Annotated in this window: 12 protein-coding genes; 4 read left to right on the forward strand and 8 right to left on the reverse strand. The window is 59.0% G+C overall.

Features of this window, described 5'->3' with window-relative positions; translation table 11 throughout:
- Nucleotides 1-106 precede the first annotated feature (106 nt).
- Entirely contained in the window at nucleotides 107-2,404 is a 2,298-nt protein-coding gene (locus C1T17_RS11380) for a TonB-dependent receptor (protein ID WP_104953545.1), read from the forward strand.
- Between the two features lie 2 nt (nucleotides 2,405-2,406).
- Complete coding sequence (locus tag C1T17_RS11385) at nucleotides 2,407-3,471, forward strand: alkaline phosphatase D family protein (RefSeq protein ID WP_104953546.1); 1,065 nt, start codon at nucleotides 2,407-2,409, stop codon at nucleotides 3,469-3,471.
- A gap of 11 nt (nucleotides 3,472-3,482) precedes the next feature.
- Here C1T17_RS11385 and C1T17_RS21320 read toward each other — a convergent pair whose 3' ends face one another.
- The 5 genes from C1T17_RS21320 to C1T17_RS11405 all read right to left on the reverse strand — a co-directional run bounded on the left by C1T17_RS21320 (nucleotide 3,483) and on the right by C1T17_RS11405 (nucleotide 10,652).
- Complete coding sequence (locus tag C1T17_RS21320; RefSeq protein ID WP_189338317.1) at nucleotides 3,483-3,644, reverse strand: hypothetical protein; 162 nt, start codon at nucleotides 3,642-3,644, stop codon at nucleotides 3,483-3,485.
- A gap of 105 nt (nucleotides 3,645-3,749) precedes the next feature.
- The gene (gene lon, locus C1T17_RS11390) at nucleotides 3,750-6,170 is read right to left on the reverse strand and encodes an endopeptidase La (RefSeq protein WP_104953547.1); all 2,421 of its coding nucleotides are present in this window, start codon (nucleotides 6,168-6,170) and stop codon (nucleotides 3,750-3,752) included.
- Nucleotides 6,167-6,592 (reverse strand): Hsp20/alpha crystallin family protein, encoded by a 426-nt coding sequence (locus C1T17_RS11395; protein WP_104953548.1) that lies wholly within the window; start codon nucleotides 6,590-6,592, stop codon nucleotides 6,167-6,169. The genes lon and C1T17_RS11395 overlap by 4 nt, the downstream gene beginning before the upstream one ends.
- A 121-nt stretch (nucleotides 6,593-6,713) precedes the next feature.
- Nucleotides 6,714-6,920: a KTSC domain-containing protein gene (locus C1T17_RS11400; RefSeq protein ID WP_189338318.1), complete on the reverse strand. Its 207-nt coding sequence runs from the start codon at nucleotides 6,918-6,920 to the stop codon at nucleotides 6,714-6,716.
- 78 nt (nucleotides 6,921-6,998) lie between these two features.
- Nucleotides 6,999-10,652: a PAS domain S-box protein gene (locus C1T17_RS11405; RefSeq protein WP_104955169.1), complete on the reverse strand. Its 3,654-nt coding sequence runs from the start codon at nucleotides 10,650-10,652 to the stop codon at nucleotides 6,999-7,001.
- Nucleotides 10,653-10,821: 169 nt separating this feature from the next.
- Here C1T17_RS11405 and C1T17_RS11410 point away from each other — a divergent pair, with 169 nt between their 5' ends.
- A complete protein-coding gene (locus C1T17_RS11410) occupies nucleotides 10,822-11,709 on the forward strand; it encodes a Ku protein (protein WP_104953550.1) in 888 nt (295 codons plus the stop codon).
- 19 nt (nucleotides 11,710-11,728) lie between these two features.
- Here the strand turns inward: C1T17_RS11410 and ligD are convergent, their stop codons facing one another.
- Nucleotides 11,729-14,254: a DNA ligase D gene (ligD, locus tag C1T17_RS11415; protein WP_104953551.1), complete on the reverse strand. Its 2,526-nt coding sequence runs from the start codon at nucleotides 14,252-14,254 to the stop codon at nucleotides 11,729-11,731.
- A 159-nt stretch (nucleotides 14,255-14,413) separates the two neighbouring features.
- Here ligD and hmgA point away from each other — a divergent pair, with 159 nt between their 5' ends.
- Nucleotides 14,414-15,697, forward strand: a complete 1,284-nt coding sequence (gene hmgA / locus C1T17_RS11420) for a homogentisate 1,2-dioxygenase (RefSeq protein WP_104953552.1) — start codon at nucleotides 14,414-14,416, stop codon at nucleotides 15,695-15,697.
- Nucleotides 15,698-15,700: 3 nt separating this feature from the next.
- Here hmgA and C1T17_RS11425 read toward each other — a convergent pair whose 3' ends face one another.
- Together C1T17_RS11425 and C1T17_RS11430 are read right to left on the reverse strand one after the other, a co-directional pair.
- Complete coding sequence (locus C1T17_RS11425) at nucleotides 15,701-16,174, reverse strand: nuclear transport factor 2 family protein (protein WP_104953553.1); 474 nt, start codon at nucleotides 16,172-16,174, stop codon at nucleotides 15,701-15,703.
- Nucleotides 16,175-16,285: 111 nt separating this feature from the next.
- Entirely contained in the window at nucleotides 16,286-17,179 is an 894-nt protein-coding gene (locus C1T17_RS11430; protein WP_104953554.1) for a diacylglycerol/lipid kinase family protein, read from the reverse strand.
- Between the last annotated feature and the right edge of the window lie 19 nt (nucleotides 17,180-17,198).

Below are 17,198 nucleotides of genomic sequence, written 5' to 3' on the forward strand. Positions count from 1 at the left end.
AATCGCATCAAACTGTCATCGAAACGTAATTGCTGCGCCTCCATACAGTCATGTCGTCAAGGCAGACGCCCCTTCGAACAGTATCGTTCTTGTGGGGGAATAATCCATGCGTCGTCCTGCCTTTCTTCTTCTGGCCTCCGTCGCCAGCCTCTCCATCCTGCCCAACAGCGCGTTCGCACAGGATGCAGCACCCCTCGATGCGGCCGCACCCGATAATGCCGGTGGCGATATCGTCGTTTATGGCTTCGGCGAAACGCGGCAGGTGCAGACTGTCGGTGCCGACGATATAAAGCTGCTGACCCCTGGCACATCGCCGCTAAAGGCAATCAGCAAGCTGCCCGGCGTGAACTATCAGGGTGCGGATGCTTTTGGCGCCTATGAATGGTCGACACGCATTTCGCTACGCGGTTTCAACCAGAATCAGTTGGGCTTCACGCTGGATGGCGTTCCGCTCGGCGACATGAGCTATGGCAACTATAACGGTCTGCATATCAGCCGCGCCATCATTTCCGAGAACCTTGGTAGCGTGACCGTCAGCCAGGGCGCTGGCAATCTTTCCACCGCGTCGGTGAGCAATCTTGGCGGTACGCTGGTGTTCGCATCGCGCGATCCCTTGCAGAGCATGGATATCGCGGCGTCGGGAACATACGGCAGCGACGACACCTATCGTGGCTTTGCGCGTGTCGACAGCGGCGACCTGGGTGGCGTGCGCGGCTATTTGAGCTACGGCTATCTTCATGCCGGTAAATGGAAAGGCGAAGGCGAACAGCGCCAGCATCAGGTGAACGCGAAAGTCGTCGCCGATCTCGGCGATGGCAAGATCACCGGCTTCTTCAACTTCTCTGACCGTCGGGAGAACGACTATCAGGACATGTCGGCGGACATGATCCGGCGGCTGGGCAGCAACTTCGACAATATCTCAAACGATTGGGCCACTGCGTACCGGCTGGCGGCAATTTACCAGAACCAGAATGCGGGAACGGCCAATCCGGCATTCCTTCCTTATCCTCAATATGGCCTGACCTTCCCCGCGCCATATCAGACCGTCGATGACGCTTATTTCGACGCTGCGGGCCTTCGTCAGGATTACCTGACTGGCCTGACTTTCGAAACGCCACTGACAAGCGATATCCGCTTCAAACTCCAGGGCTACTACCACAATAACCACGGCCAGGGCCTTTGGTACACGCCTTATGTCCCAAGCCCGACTGGCGCACCGATCTCGATCCGTACGACTGAATATGACATGGATCGCATGGGTTCACTGGCCAGCGTCACCTGGGAGATGGGGCAGAACACGTTCGAACTGGGCGGCTGGGTCGAGAATAACGATTTCCATCAAGCCCGCCGCTTCTATTCCCTGGCGAACACGCTCGCTGGCCCTTCGCGCGACAGCCTGAAGTTCCAGACCAACCCGTTCGCGACGCAATGGGAGTTCAAATACACGAGCGATACGGTGCAATATTATGTCTCGGACAAGATTGAACTCGGTAGCCTCACCCTGTCAGGTGGCTGGAAGGGCGTTCGGGTCCAAAACACGTCGAACGGCATCGTGACTGGCGGCCTTGCTGCCGGAAAGATCGAGTCGAAGGACTGGTTCCTGCCACAGGTCGGCGCTTTGTTCAGCATCAACGACAATACTGAACTGTTCGCCAACTACACCGAGAACTTCCGGCCGTTCGTGGCTGCCGCTACCTCCGGCCTGTTCGGCGTAAGCCAGGCAAGCTTCAACGCCAGCGTCAACACTCTCAAGCCTGAAAGCTCCAAGACGATAGAAGGCGGCGCGCGCTTCCGCTCGGGTATCTTCCAAGGTGCGTTGGCGGCCTACTATGTTGACTTCAAGGACCGCATCCTGAGCGTTCAGGTCGGCGCGCCGATCGAGGGTCGCCCCTCGGAATTGCAGAACGTCGGCTCAGTCCGCTCCTATGGCTTCGAAGCTTCGGGCACCGTCACCCTTATGCAGGGCCTGTCCGCCACGGCCTCTTACGCCTACAATGACTCGACCTACCGCGACAATGTCCTGAGCGGCGTGACGGTGATCCCGACTCGCGGCAAGACGGTCGTGGACAGCCCCAAGCACATCGCGTCGGGCGAATTGGCCTATGATGGCGAGATGTTCTTCGGCCGGGTCGGCGCGAGCTACATGTCCCGTCGCTATTACACCTATACCAATGACCAGTCAGTCAACGGCCGGGTCATTGTCGACGCCAGCGTCGGGATCAAGGCACCGGAAAACATGGGCTTCCTGACTGGCTTCGCACTGGAAGCTTCGGTGACGAACCTGTTCGACAAGGAATATGTTTCGACCGTAGGTTCGGGCGGCTTCAGCAACAGCGGCGATGGCCAGACGCTGCTTCCCGGCGCGCCGCAGCAGTTCTTCGTCACCCTGCGTCGGGGCTTCTGAGCATGAGGGGGGAGATTGGCCGCCGCTCGCTGCTGAAAGGCGGAGTCGCTGTGACTTCGCTGGCGGCCTTCTCCCCCGTGATGGCCGCCCCGGCGGAAAAGGCGCTGACACGCATCGCTTTCGGCTCCTGCGCGCATCAGGACAAGGAGCAGCCGATATGGGACCGGGTGAACGCGTGGAAACCAGAACTTTTCATTTTCATGGGCGACAATATCTACGGCGACACCGAAGACATGGCGGTGATGCGGGAGAAATATACCCGCTTCGCAGCCAAGCCCGGCGTGAAGGCGCTGCGGGCCGCGACGCCGTGCATTGCAACATGGGACGACCATGATTTTGGTGTGAATGACGGCGGATCGGAATACCCCAAAAAGGCCGAATCCAAGGAACTGTTCCTGGAATTCTGGGGTGAACCGAAGGACGGCTTCCGTCGGAGCCATGAAGGCATCTACGCCAGCTATTTCTTCGGCCCCAAAGGCCGCCGCGTGCAGATCATCCTGCCGGACAATCGCACCTTCCGCACCGCTCTGACCGGAATGAGTGTCGAACCCAAAGACAGAGGCCAGTATTTCGTCAACCCAGATCCCGCCGCGACCATGCTGGGTGCGGCACAGTGGGAATGGCTCGAAGCAGAACTGCGCAAGCCTGCGGACTTAAGGATATTTGCATCCTCGACACAGGTTCTGGCGGATGCGCCCGGTTATGAGGCCTGGATCAATTTTCAGGCCGATCACCAGCGACTGCTGGACCTCATCGATTTCGCGCAGGTCGAGAACCTGTTCATGATATCCGGCGACACCCATTATGCCGAACTGTCGAAGCTGTCCGAGGGTGTCCCCTACCCGCTTTACGACCTCACATCCTCCGGTCTGACGCAGGTATGGCCGGTGTTCGGTCCCAACAAGAACCGCATCGCAAAAGCGCCGTTGATGCCCAACTTCGGGCGTATCAGCATCGACTGGTCGGCGCGAGAACCCTCAGTGCTGTTGGAAGTCGAAATGCTCGACGGACAGGTACCGATCAGCCATCAAGTCAAGCTGGCAGACTTGAAGCAGGATCGGCGCTAAGCTGTTCTTCTTCAGGCCGTCATCATGCGACGATGCGCAATGCCAGCGAGCCGGGCATAACGCCGGGCAAGTGCGCGATGCGTAAGCTCCGCGATGTGATCGACAGTTAGCTCTGCCGCCTTCAACTCAGCCTTCCATAGTTCGACAAGCCGAACATATCGCGATTTGCTCATGCGCAATGCTCCTTATCAAGGCTCTAAAACTCTATGAATATGCGCTGACAATCAAGCGTGCCACTCGTCCGCCCGGCCTGCAACTTACCCGGACCGGCGCGAACTTCAGTTAATGCTCTCCGCCTCTTCGCTACCCGTGGGCACAGGATCAAGACTGCTTTCGAGGGCCTCCTCGACCTTTTCCAGCCAAACAAATTCCAGCTTCTCGCGCGCGTTCGCGGGAATGTCGTCATAGTCGCGCTTGTTGCGAGCGGGCAGCATCACGCGCGTGATCCCGGCACTTGCCGCCGCGACAACCTTCTCCTTGATACCGCCCACGGGCAGCACCAACCCCCGCAGCGAGATTTCGCCGGTCATTGCCGTATCGCTGCGTACCGTCCTGCCGGTAAGCAGCGATGTCAGCGCCATGAACATCGCCACACCCGCGCTTGGTCCATCCTTGGGCGTGGCGCCAGCGGGAACATGCACATGGATGTCGCTCTTCTCGAACTGGCCCGACTCGATGCCCAGAGTGGCGGCACGGCTTTTCACCAGACTTAATGCAGCCTGCGCACTTTCCTTCATGACGTCGCCGAGTTGGCCGGTGAGGATCAGCCGTCCGTTCCCCGGCATCTTCGTGGCCTCGATGAACAATATGTCACCGCCGACGGGCGTCCAGGCAAGACCAGTGGACACGCCTGGTACACTGGTGCGCTGCGCCACTTCATTCTCGAAGATGCGCCCGCCCATTACCGGTTCGATGTCCGGCTCCGACAGCCGAACATGCGTTTCGCTGCCATCGGCGATCCTGACGGCCGCGTGGCGGATCATCTTGCCGACCTCCCGCTCCAAATTTCGAACGCCGGCCTCTCGCGTATAATGACGGATGATTGCGCTGATAGCGTCGTCATCGATCTCGACTTGCTCGCTGGTCACGCCATTGGCCTGAAGCTGCCGCTGCACAAGATAGCGCCGCGCGATATGAAGCTTCTCGTCCTCGGTATATCCGGCCAGCGATATGATCTCCATCCGGTCCCGCAGCGGTCCCGGCAAAGTATCCAGCATATTGGCGGTGGCGATGAACACCACGCGGCTGAGGTCGAACGGCACACCCAGATAATTGTCGCGGAACGTGCCGTTCTGCTCCGGATCGAGAACCTCCAGCATGGCTGCCGACGGATCTCCCTGAATGCCCCGCCCCAGCTTGTCGATCTCGTCCAGCATCATTACGCAGTCGCGCGTGCCGACCTTGCGGATCGCCTGTATGATGTTGCCGGGAAGCGCGCCGACATAAGTGCGCCTGTGGCCCCTGATCTCCGCCTCGTCATGCACGCCGCCCAGGCTGACGCGGACGAATTCACGCCCCATCGCCTTGGCGATCGACTGGCCGAGCGACGTTTTGCCTACCCCAGGCGGACCGACGAAGCACAGGATCGGTGCCTTACCCTCGGGTGCAAGTTTGCGCACAGCGAGATATTCCACGATCCGGCGCTTGATCTTGTCTAGGCCGTAATGATCCGCGTCCAGGATCTCCCGCGCCTTTGCGATGTCGATGACCTTCTCTTCCGGCAGCTTCCACGGCAATTCGATCAGCCAGTCGAGATAGGTGCGGATGATCCCATGCTCGGCCGCACCTTCGGGCATCCGCTCCAGGCGGCGCAGTTCCTTGGTTGCCTGTTTCTCCACATCCTCGGGCATACCGGCGTCCGCAATGGCGGCGCGCAACTCGGCGAACTCCGCTGAGTTGCCTTCGTCCTCGCCCAATTGCCGCTGGATAGCTGCCATCTGTTCGCGCAGCAGCGCCTCGCGCTGACGGGTGCCAAGCTTCTCCTGCACGTCGCGGCCGATCTCGGCCGACAGCCTCAATACCTCCAGCCGCTGCGCAAGCAGGCGCGATACCTTGTCCAGCCGCTGTTCGAGCGCCAGCGTCTCCAGTATCTCCTGCTTTTCTTCCGTCGTGACGTCCAGATAGGCCGCCACCATGTCCGCCAGCGCCGACGCCGACGTAATGTTCCTGATCGCATCTCCCAAGCCCTGCGGCGCCTGCGGAAGCATCTGAACTGTCTCAAGCGCCTGTCCGCGTAGATGGATCATATGGGCTTCGATGGCGGCTCCATCATTGGTCGGCTCGGCAAGCCGCTCCACACGCGCAACCATGAAAGGCCAGCCATTCAGGAATTCGATAACGCGGAAGCGTGACTCACCCTGCACGATCAGGTGGTGCGTCTCATCTGTTCCCGTGACATAGCGGAGGACGTTCGCAATAGTGCCCATCCGGTGCATGTCCAACGCGCCGGGATCTTTAAGCTCAGCGTCGCGCTGCGTAAGGACGCCGATAGGACGGCCCTCGCGAACCGCAGCTTGCGCGGCATTCACGGACGCCGCTCGTCCGATTGCGAGCGGGAGCACCACTTCTGGAAACATCACGAATTTACGCACGGGCACGATAATGATCGCATCCTGCGGAAGCGGCGGCATCGTCATCTGCACATTGTCAGTGCCCTCAGTGGGCATGCCGGCCGCTGTCGGGGCAAAGCCATCCGTCATCGTCTTGCGCTCCCCACAAAAGCCTTTTGCAGCGTCACCAGCAGGCAACCGTTGACGTTGGACCGATGCACGCCCTCATATCGTCCAGCAGGCAACGGCAAGCGTCGTTCAAACCGGCCTTGCGGCAGTTCCATTCGATGAATCCGGGCGGTGCGCAGCTCAGGCGGCAGGATGCGACGACCGCGTACCACCAGAACACTGTCCTCGATGAATGCTTCGGTCTGCTCCATATCAACGCCCGGGAGGGCAATGAGCACTAGAACCTCCGAATCCGTTTCCATCACGTCGGCGGGCGGCTCCCAATTGGCCATCCCGGCGGAGGGGCGCGTCGGTGCGAAAGACTGATGGTGGAGGCGCTGCACCTGATTGAGCAGAAGGATTGCGTCGCCCCACATCCAGCTACGTGATTGATCGGAACTCATCGACTGTCCTCTCGCTCGTGCTTCGCGACCGGGTGGCCCGGCGGCACTGTCCCAATAAGGAAAGCGGTGCCGTCAATTTCAAGTCGACGACCATACAACCTGTCATAGCCCGGCGTCGCGATCATGGACCGAAGCGGCGGCGAGCGGGGTCACGCGTGAAATCGTACCGATCTTTTATGTAGTCATTAAAGAATGTTCCGGCGGACTCCGCATGACATAATGCGTTGAACACGTCGGCAGGCACGTTCTGGTACGCATATTTTTCGCCACCTTCGAACCAGAGCCAGAGCGTCCTGGATGGTTCTTCATACCCGGCACGTTCCAGCATGGAGGAAGTGAGGCGGCACTGGCGCATAGGTCAACAGCGCGGCGAACGGCCTGAAGTTCCCCGCGCCCTTGCAGCTAATTAATAGTCCTCAATAATCTCGCGAATCTTGGTAGCCAGCACATCTATCGCAAAGGGCTTGGTAATCATCGCCATGCCCTCTTCCAGAAAGCCCGACGCCAACGATGCGTTCTCGGCGTAGCCGGTCATGAATAATACCTTCAGGTCCGGTCGTGACAGCCTGGCGGCGTCCGTCACCTGGCGCCCGTTCAAGCCGGGAAGACCAATGTCCGTTATCAGCAGGTCGATGCGTTGCTTCGACTGCAATACCGCAAGCCCGCTTGGTCCATCAGTCGCTTCGATTGCGTGATAGCCAAGATCGCCTAGCACTTCGACGATAAGGCCGCGCACGACCGGCTCGTCCTCGATCACCAGAACCGTTTCCCCCACTTCGGACGACGGCGCGCTACCGGAAGAAGCCGGCGTTTCTTCCTCGACCCTTTCCCCCCGATACCGGGGCAGGAAGAGCTTGATCGTGCTCCCCTCTCCCATTTCACTGTGAATACGCACATAGCCTTCCGACTGGCGCGTGAAGCCGTAGATCATGGAGAGGCCCAGGCCAGTGCCCTGCCCAATAGGCTTGGTCGTGAAGAACGGTTCGAACGCCTTGGCGATCGTGTCTTTCGTCATCCCCGTGCCCGTATCCGTCACGCAAATGCAGATATATTCACCCGGCTCCACCTCGCGTTGCTCTGACGCCTGCGGGCTGTCCAGATCCGCGTTGCACGTCTCGATGACCAGCTTGCCACCATCCGGCATGGCATCCCGCGCATTGATTGCGAGATTCAGGATGGCGCTCTCCAATTGGTTGGGATCGCAGCGTGTGAGCCACAGCGCCGAATCAAGTACGAACTCCATCTCGATCCGCTCGCCCAAGGTCCGGCGCAGCATATCTTCCATGGAGGAAAGAAGCGGATTTGCACGTACCGGTCGCGGATCGAGTGGTTGCCGTCGCGAAAAGGCCAGGAGGCGATGCGTCAGCGCAGCGGCGCGATTAGCCGATGACATCGCACCTGTCAGGAAGCGCTCCATGCCGTCAGTCCTGCCCTGATCGATCCGTATTTTGAGGAGATCGAGACTGCCCGTAATGCCCTGAAGCAGATTGTTGAAATCATGCGCGATGCCGCCGGTCAACTGGCCAACGGCCTCCATTTTCTGGCTCTGCCTGAGGGCTTCCTCGACCGCGCGCTGCTCGGTAATGTCACGCCCGACAGCATGAATGCGTCCGGCATCCGGAACTGCGGTCCAGGCCATCAGGCGGTAACCACCGACCTTCTCTCTATACCGGCTCTCGAACGCGAGAGTGGGAACGCTGGTCCGAAGTTTCGCAACCTCGCCCACCACGCTGGCAAGGTCGTCAGGGTGCGTAAAGTCGGCCAGGTTGACCCCGATCATATCTTCCTCAGACCAACCGAGCAGCCGTTCTGCCGAAGGGTTCACCGCCGTTATCACGCCCTTGAAGTCGCAGACCAACATCAGATCCCGGCTCATCGTCCAGAGCCGATCGCGATCCCGCGCATTCGCAGCTTCAGCCAATTTCTGCGCATGGATGTCGGTATTGGTGCCCACCCACGAGGCTATTTCTCCGTCAGCGTTGAGAAGCGGCAGCGCACGGGCAAGGTGCCAACGATATTCGCCCCCAGCCTCAAGAAGCCGCATTTCGACTTCATACGTGGTGCCCGTGGCCAATGCCGATAACCATTGTTCAAACGCAAAGGGCAGGTCTTCGGGATGAACAATCCGCGTCCATCGCTCCCCATCCAGATCACCCGGGTTCAAGCCGCTGTAGGCATACACACGTGCGTTGAACCAATCGAGATATCCATCGACGCGCGCAGTCCAAACCTGGATCGGCATGGACTGCGCCAATGCAGTAAATCTTGCTTCGCTTCGCTGGAGCGCCGACTGGGTAAGACGCTTATCGGTCACGTCCTGCACGGCACCGACAAGCCGAACCGGAGCGCCCGCTTCATCACGTTCATACTCGCCTTTACGCGCAATGATCCGTTCTTCGCCCGTATCGGCCCGTCTTATCCGATATTCTACGTCCAGTTCCGCCGTACCGTTGCGACGACTTTCATCGTCGGAAATGATCTCCTCATCTCCTGGTATGACGAGCGACTCGATCAACGTCGCAGGAATGGAGCCAGTTTCGGATAGTCCGAATATGCGAGAAAACTCCGGAGTGGCCATGACCGCTCCCGTTACGATGTCGATCGAAAACAGCCCGACGCCGCCCGCCGCTTGCGCGCGGGTTAGCTGGGCCTCGCTTGTTCGAAGCGCCTCTTGAGCGATATGCTCTTCGGTTTGATCGCGAAGCACCTTGACGAGGCCGATTGGTGTGCCGGAGCTATCGAGAAGCGGCGTCTTTTCGCCGCTGGCCCAAAATCGCTCGCCGGATTTTCGAACATGCCACCGCCTGCTGCGTGACCGTCCATGAGCCAGTGCTTCATCGCGCTCCTCCTGTGGCAACTTCCCGGCACGATCTTCCGGCGTAAAGAATCGGTCGATCTGTTCGCCCAGCATATCCTGCTCGGTCCAGCCCAGGATCGCCGTGGCGCCCGCGTTCCACCGCTCCACCCGGCCATGAAGGTCAGTGGCGATGATCGCATAGTCGATGGCGCTGTCCAGGATTTGCCGATTGTGCGCCTCGCGGTCGCGTAGTTGCTGCTCGGCCCCGACCCGCTGTACGTGCGCCCAGGAACGTTCGGTGACATCCCGGATGATGCCCAATTCGTAACGAGACCAGATGCGCGGCGCTTTGTCATGGATGGCCATCAACGCGGTAAGCCGACCGTCTTTAATCAGCGGCATGCAGATAGTCGCTGCAATGCCGATGTCCCGAAAGGTCTTTGCTTCTTCGGGAAGCAGTTCCTCAAGATTGTTGTTTACGATCAGCGGCCGCCCTGCCCCAAGCTCCTGCACAGCCAGCGTACCGAAATCCGAAAGTACATATCGCCCGACGATGGAGGGTGATCCGGGAGCCGCCCAATCTCCCCTGATCGTAAAGCCGTTCTCGTCCGCGTCCATGTCAGCATAGGCGCAGTTGGATATGTCCAGGTGGTCAGCGGTCATCCGGGTGGTAATCGCCAGGATCTCGTCAGCGTCAGATATGCCAGCAACAGCTTGCGCCAAATCGTCAAGAAACCGGAACTTGCCTTCGCTTTGCTCAAGACTTGTTTTCGCATGATGCGCATCGGTGGTTTCGGTCACGATTGCGATCACGCCGGCGGGTCGGCCATTTTCCCCGATCACCGGCGAGTAATCCAGGTTCATCCATACCCGCTCGGGAGAACCATCGCGGTAGAGCGTGAGCTGGTGATCCTTGTAACTCAGCGTGCCTCCTGCGAGGCCGACCTTCATCACATTATCGTTGAAATCGGCGACCTCTCCCCAACCTTCGCGCACTGGCGAGCCGAGCAGTCGGCTGTCTCGCCCCCCTGCAAAGATTGCATAGGCATCATTGTAGATCATGATGCCTTCCTCGCCCCACAGCAGGACCATCGCGACCGGAGACGGCAGCATAAGATTGACCACGGTCGTGAGGCTCTGCGGCCATTCTTCCATGGGTCCTAGGGAGGTTGCAGCCCAATCGAATGCCGCAATTCGCGCTGCCAGACTGTCCTTGTCGACTATCGCAGCGTCGTTCTCCTGCTGAGCGTTCACCCCTTGCATGTCAGTCCAGATATCCTCGTTCGCGGGCGTCCGCAGTCTATCATGCTGAGAGCCACGATTTTCCATTTAATTCAAGTCGTCACGTGGAAGATCGCACCGGATCGCAAACCGATGCCGGAACGACTTGTCTTGCTGAGGATTGTGCATGTTGATGTAACAGGAGCAGCTAGTGGCGGCACGTCCCTATTGGAGAGGCCAGATTCGGCTCGCTCTCGTTTCCATTCCCGTGGAGGTATATTCGGCGACGAAGAGCGGCGCGACCGTCGCCTTCAATCAGATTCACAAACCTTCGGGAAAGCGCATCAAGTACGAGAAAGTCGTCCCTGGCATTGGTCCGGTGGATGTGGACGAGATCGTCAAGGGGTTCGAATATGCCAAGGGCGAATATGTCCTGCTCGACGAACAGGAGATCGAAGGCGTCAAGCTGGAAAGCAAGAAGACGCTGGAGTTGACGCAGTTCGTGGACAGCCACGACATCGACCCGATTTATTTCGAGAAGCCCTATTACGTCGTGCCTGCGGACGATCTGGCCGAAGAGGCGTTCATCGTCCTGCGCGAGGCGCTGCGCCGCAGCCGCAAGATCGGGCTGGGGCAGCTTGCCATGCGCGGGCGCGAATATGTCGTCAGCATCAAGGCTTGCGGACGCGGCATGGTGATGGAGACGCTCCGCTATGCCGACGAAGTGAACAAAGCGGCAAGCTATTTCCGCGAGATCGGCGACGCCAGCCCGGACGATGAATTGCTCGATCTCGCCACCACGCTCATCGACAAGAAGACGGGGAAGTTCGACGCGAGCGAATTCCATGACCGCTATGTGGATGCGTTGAAGGAACTGATCGAGCGTAAGAAGAAGGGCAAGACCGTCAGCATCGATGATGACGAAAAAAGCTCCGACCCGCGCGGCAGTAATGTCGTGGATCTGATGGCCGCGCTCAAGAAATCGGTTGGAAGTCCCGCCGCCAAGGCACCTGCCAAGAGCGCAAAGGCCGCGCCTGCCAACAAAGCAGCGCCCGCGAAGAAGGCGCCTTCAAAGCAGCCCGCGCGAAAGCGGGCCTGACCGAATCGTAAAACCTTGCCTATAGATCGGGGAGCACTTGATCTGCGCGTCCCCACCCCTTCAGGTCTTTTGAACTGGCGCGCTTCACCAACTCCGCGCCGTCCGTGATATGCCAATGGGACGGCTTGTCGATGCTCCGCAGCTCTTCCCAGGTGAGCGGAACCGCGACCGGCGCTTGTTCCCGCGATCTAGCGCTATAGGGCATCACCGCCGTCGCGCCGCGTTGATTGCGAAGATAGTCCACGAATATCCGGCCGGTCCGCTTCGCCTTTGCCAACGCGGCGGTGAACCGTTTCGGATCGGTCTGTTCGAGCGCCGTCGCGAACCGATGCGCGAAATCCTTCACTTCCGGCCACTCCGCTTGCGGCGTCAGCGGCGCGATGATGTGCACGCCTTTTCCGCCCGTCACCATCGGGAATGTGACCAGACCGATCTCAGCAAGCAGGTCGCGGACATGGAAGGCTGCGGACACGACATCCTTGAAGTCCAGCCCCTCGTCGGGATCAAGATCGAAGACGAGCCGGTCCGCCTTCTCGACATCCTCGATCCGGGCGCCCCAGCCATGGAATTCGATAGTGCCCATCTGAACGCAGGTCAGCAATCCCGCCGCATTCTCCACGAACAGATACGGCTCTTCATGACCGTCCTTTTCCCTAATGCCGACATGCTTGACGTTCTCGCCAAAGCTGCCTGCGTCATGTTTCTGGAAAAAGCATTTCTTCGCCCGCCCTTGTGGGCACCGAACCAGACTGATCGGCCGACTGCCCGCCCATGGCAACATGATGGGGGCGACGGTTTCATAGTAATCTGCAAGCTGTCCTTTAGTAAGCTTGCCTTCCGGAAAGATCACGCGATCGCGGTTGGTGATCTTGACGCCGCTGGTCTGCGCGGGCGCATCTGCAATAGTTTCGACTGCCGCTTCCTTTTCGAGGACCACGGCTTCGGGCTTCTTGTCCTCCCGCAGACCGATATAGCTTGGGTGGCGCAGTACGCCGTCGTCCGTTGTCTCGGTAAAGGCTATTTCGGCGACCAGCTTCGGCTTGATCCAATGTGCCCCTCTCACGGCGGCCCGCGGCGCTGCTACGGTAGGCTCCTTGACTTCTATTGGCGCCATCAACGCCATTAGCCGCTCGATCTCATCGGCTGTATACCCAGTGCCCGCCTTCCCCGCATATCGTAACTTTCCGTCTTCATGAACGCCGAGCAGCAGCGAGCGGAAGCCCCGCTGCTTGTCCGATGGCGTCCAGCCGACGATGACGAATTCCTGTCGGCGAATGCATTTCGTCTTCACCCAATTTCCATTGCGTGAGCCGCTATACTTCGCGTCCGCCCTTTTCGAGATGACACCCTCAAGGCCAGCGCCGCAGAAGGTATCGAACAGCTTCTCCCCCTGGCCCACGATATGATCGGAGTAGCGGATATGATCTGAACCCGGTCCGATCAGCGTCGCCAGCATCGCCTTACGCTCGGTGAGCGGAAAGGCAGTCAAATCCTCGCCATCGAGCGCGAGCAAATCGAACGCGTAGTAGATGATCGCCTCCCGATCCCCTTTGAGAGCCGCTTGGAGAGCCTGAAAGCTCGTCTTGCCCTCCGCGTCCAGAACGACAGCTTCTCCGTCGATCAACGCTGACCCCGCATCAAGATCGACGGCATCTTGGATGATCGACGAAAATCTGTCCGACCAGTCCAGTCCCGAGCGCGTGTAGGCGCGGCCTTCACCCCCTCCGATGGCGATGAGAGTGCGGTATCCATCGTACTTCATCTCGTGGATCCACCGTTCTCCCGCCGGGACATGATCGACAAGCGTAGCGAGTTGAACCGGCTGGAACGGCGGCAGTGTGCCGCCTTTTGCCTTTGCACGCGATTTGCGGGTCGGCTTTTTGGCCTTGGTTGACGCAGAGGCAACAGACGGGGCGGGTGGCTTGCGCGCTTTAACGGCATTTGCGGCGGCGATTTCGGCCATAGTCCGTCCACTCGTCACGCTGGTGAGATGCGCGCCCACCAGATCGTCCGAACCACCCGCATGTTCGTCCGCAATCTTGCGCAACAGCCAGTTCTCGCCCTTCTCTTTACCGCGCGGTTTCAGGCGGATCAGCAGCCATTCGCCTTTCATCCGCTGACCGTGAAGGAAGAAGTGTAGATGCCCCTCCGCTAACGTCTTCACGGGGTCTTTGCCGGGCACAGGCTCCCAGGTGCCGTTGTCCCACAGCATTACGGTGCCGCCGCCATATTCGCCCTTTGGAATGGTCCCCTCGAAGCCTGCATAATCGAGCGGATGATCCTCCGTCCTCACCGCAAGTCGCTTGTCGTCAGGGTCGAGACTGGGACCACGCGTCACGGCCCAGCTTTTGAGAACCCCGCCCAGCTCGAGCCGGAAATCATAATGAAGCCGGGTGGCGTCGTGCTTCTGAACGACAAAGCCGTTCCCCGTCGTCGGCTTGGTTGCGCCGGACGGTTCGGCAGTCTTCTTGAAATCGCGCTTGGCGCGATATCGCGTTAGGCCTTCCAGCGAAGGCTCGACTTTGGACGAAGCGGAGCGGGCCATGATGATCTTTCCAGCAGTACAGGCATCAATAATCCGTCAACGGGTAGAGTCGTTCCGCTTTCGGCGTGCCGCAGACCTCCATCAATATAGTATCATTTGACACTATATTGATGGAGGTGCATCATGACTGCAACACATCGATGAGGATGATTGCGGAGCATGACAATCGGGTTCGGAAGCTATGTCGCAACGGAAGCAATTCCAGGCGCCCTCCCTGTCGGGCAAAACTCACCGCAAAAAACGCCGTTCGGATTATATGCCGAGCAACTGTCCGGAACGGCTTTTACAGCGCCGCGCCACGAAAACCGCCGAAGCTGGCTATACAGATTGCGCCCCTCGGCCAGCCACCCGCCCTATACTCCCTACGATAATGCCACCTTACTTCGGTCCGGTCCCTTCGACGAAGTGCCGTGCAGCCCGAACAGGTTGCGGTGGAATCCGTTGCCGCCTCCCGTTGCCGGTGTGGACTTTGTCGACGGGCTTGTAACGATTGCAGGCAATGGCGACCCCGCTAACGGGACGGGCATGGCAATCCACCTTTATGCCGCCAGTGCCTCCATGCGGAACCGCGCGTTCTTTTCCGCCGATGGCGAACTGCTCATCATTCCGCAGTCAGGCGCGGTGGAAATCATAACGGAACTCGGCGGGTTTACGCTCACACCGCTACAGATTGGTCTGGTTCCGCGCGGCGTGCGGTTCCGAGTGGAATTGGCAGATGGATCAGCCGCTGGCTATATTTGTGAAAATTATGGGGCTTTGTTCCGCCTGCCGGAGTTGGGTCCGATCGGCTCCAACGGCCTTGCCAATCCGCGCGATTTCGAAATTCCTGACGCGCGTTTCGAGGACCAGGAAGGGCATTACGAGCTTATCCAGAAGTTCGGCAGTCGCCTGTGGCAAACGACGCTGGATCATTCGCCTCTCGATGTCGTCGCGTGGCATGGCAATCTTGCGCCCATTCGCTATGACTTGAGGCGGTTCAACACCATCAACACCGTGAGCTTCGATCATCCCGATCCGTCGATCTTCACTGTGCTGACGTCGCCCAGCAACACGCCGGGAACCGCCAATTGCGACTTCGTGATCTTCCCGCCGCGCTGGATGGTGGCCGAAGGAACATTCCGCCCACCCTGGTTCCACCGCAACATCATGAGCGAGTTCATGGGACTGATCGAGGGCGTGTATGACGCAAAGAGCGACGGCTTCTCGCCTGGCGGTGCAAGCCTTCACAACTGTATGAACGGGCATGGACCAGACGTGGACACTTACCGCAAGGCGGTTGGCGATGACCTGAAGCCGCATCGAATCGACGGGACGATGGCATTCATGCTGGAGAGCAGGCACATCATACGGCCAACCCAATGGGCGTTGGAAAGCGATACTCTCCAGAAGGGTTATGATAACGCCTGGGCAGGTTTTCCAAAAGCAAACCTGCCCCAATCATAGCCCTCAGTTGACTGTCACCGACGCAAGTGAGCCGAGAGACGGCGCCTGGTGACTAGCCGAAACACAGGTTTGAGCTATCGGCGTCAGTTCCAGACGCGAAATCTGCCAATGGCAGCGATTATGCAAAACCGCCTTGAAATCCGCGCTGTGAACCATGGCTCCGCCCTGCCCCCAATCCGTGCCCACGAAATAGGCCTCAACGATAAGCTCCTTCACATTGCCTGTCCGTTCGAACATCACGTTGGTTAGGTGGTGACGCAGGAGACCATTTCCCTTCTCGGCGACCATGGCTGGGATTTGGCAGATTTCGCTATGGCCGGCAAAACAGCCTAGCGGACCCTTTTCGATGACCGCAGTTGGCGTGAACAATCTCGCCCACTCCAGCCCGCCGTTATGATCGAGAAAATGGCAGAACCGGCTCAGCAGTTCATGCACATCCATTTTAGTCTGCAAATCAACGGTCGAAATACTGCCCACGATACTCTCTCCAGCTTTTGCTATTTGGCTGTTACTCTATCATTGGTGCCGCCAACTGCAAGACGTTCTTGAACGCCGTAACGCTATGATATTCATTAGGGGCCGCGCTTATTATGTAGCAGGTGCCGCGACATCGATCGCATGCGCCGCTATTTTTACGGTGACAGGCGTGGTTGCCAGCACCTCTCCATCGATGGAAATGCGAAGCTTCGGGCGCGTATCCAGATGGAACGACTTTCCGATGAACTCCTCGGTATGGGCGTTACGGTCCCGCATCTTGAAGAATTTGGTGTACCAGTCCCACGCCAGTCGCATTCTGCTGCGACCGACCACTGCCTGTATGACGATCGTTCCACTTTGAATGTCGGCGCTCTCGGACAATTCCACGCCGCCGTGATAAGCCCCGTTAAGAACGCGGACTTCGGTGGACCACATGCGCCGCTCGTTCCCGCCGTCACTTATAATGAGTCGAAACGGCCTGAAGTTGATCGAGCATTTGACGGCCCACAGCAAGTAACCGACCCGTCCTAGATACCGCTTCAATTTGTGCGGCACCGTCTGGCCGATCATCGGAGAAAGGCCGATCGATGCAGCATTCACGAAATAATCTTGATTAATCATGCCAAGGTCCACCCTGCGGCGTTTGCCAGTGGCGATGACGCGCACGGCGCCGTCGAGGTCCAGCGGCAATCCCAAAGTCCGCGCAAAGCTGTTCGCGGTTCCAAGCGGCAGTACGGCGAACACGCAATCCTTTCCGACCACTTCGTCTACCGTGCCCGACATCGATCCATCGCCACCGCCGACGATCACCATCGGGGCACCTTGTTCCACTGCGGCCCTCACAACATCATTCAGAGTCGACGGGTCGCGCACAGGATGGGCGGCGATCAAGGTGATGCCCGCCGCCTCCAGCTTTTCCTTGGCCTCGTGGAATAATGCTTCCCCCTTTCTGGAATGCGCATTGACGACAAGTACGGCATCGCGAGGGAGAGCATTTGTTTCCATGCCACAACAACTCACACGG

This window comes from Sphingobium sp. SCG-1 (genome assembly GCF_002953135.1).
GTDB lineage: Bacteria > Pseudomonadota > Alphaproteobacteria > Sphingomonadales > Sphingomonadaceae > Sphingobium.

Bases quoted from the DNA above. Each gene is read 5' to 3' on its own strand.
- C1T17_RS11395 (WP_104953548.1), bottom strand. From the start codon at position 6,592: ATGAGTTCCGATCAATCACGTAGCTGGATGTGGGGCGACGCAATCCTT.
- C1T17_RS11380 (WP_104953545.1), top strand. From the start codon at position 107: ATGCGTCGTCCTGCCTTTCTTCTTCTGGCCTCCGTCGCCAGCCTCTCC.
- ligD (WP_104953551.1), bottom strand. From the start codon at position 14,254: ATGGCCCGCTCCGCTTCGTCCAAAGTCGAGCCTTCGCTGGAAGGCCTA.
- C1T17_RS21320 (WP_189338317.1), bottom strand. From the start codon at position 3,644: ATGAGCAAATCGCGATATGTTCGGCTTGTCGAACTATGGAAGGCTGAG.
- C1T17_RS11405 (WP_104955169.1), bottom strand. From the start codon at position 10,652: ATGCAAGGGGTGAACGCTCAGCAGGAGAACGACGCTGCGATAGTCGAC.
- lon (WP_104953547.1), bottom strand. From the start codon at position 6,170: ATGACGGATGGCTTTGCCCCGACAGCGGCCGGCATGCCCACTGAGGGC.
- C1T17_RS11430 (WP_104953554.1), bottom strand. From the start codon at position 17,179: ATGGAAACAAATGCTCTCCCTCGCGATGCCGTACTTGTCGTCAATGCG.
- hmgA (WP_104953552.1), top strand. From the start codon at position 14,414: ATGACAATCGGGTTCGGAAGCTATGTCGCAACGGAAGCAATTCCAGGC.
- C1T17_RS11385 (WP_104953546.1), top strand. From the start codon at position 2,407: ATGAGGGGGGAGATTGGCCGCCGCTCGCTGCTGAAAGGCGGAGTCGCT.
- C1T17_RS11400 (WP_189338318.1), bottom strand. From the start codon at position 6,920: ATGCTGGAACGTGCCGGGTATGAAGAACCATCCAGGACGCTCTGGCTC.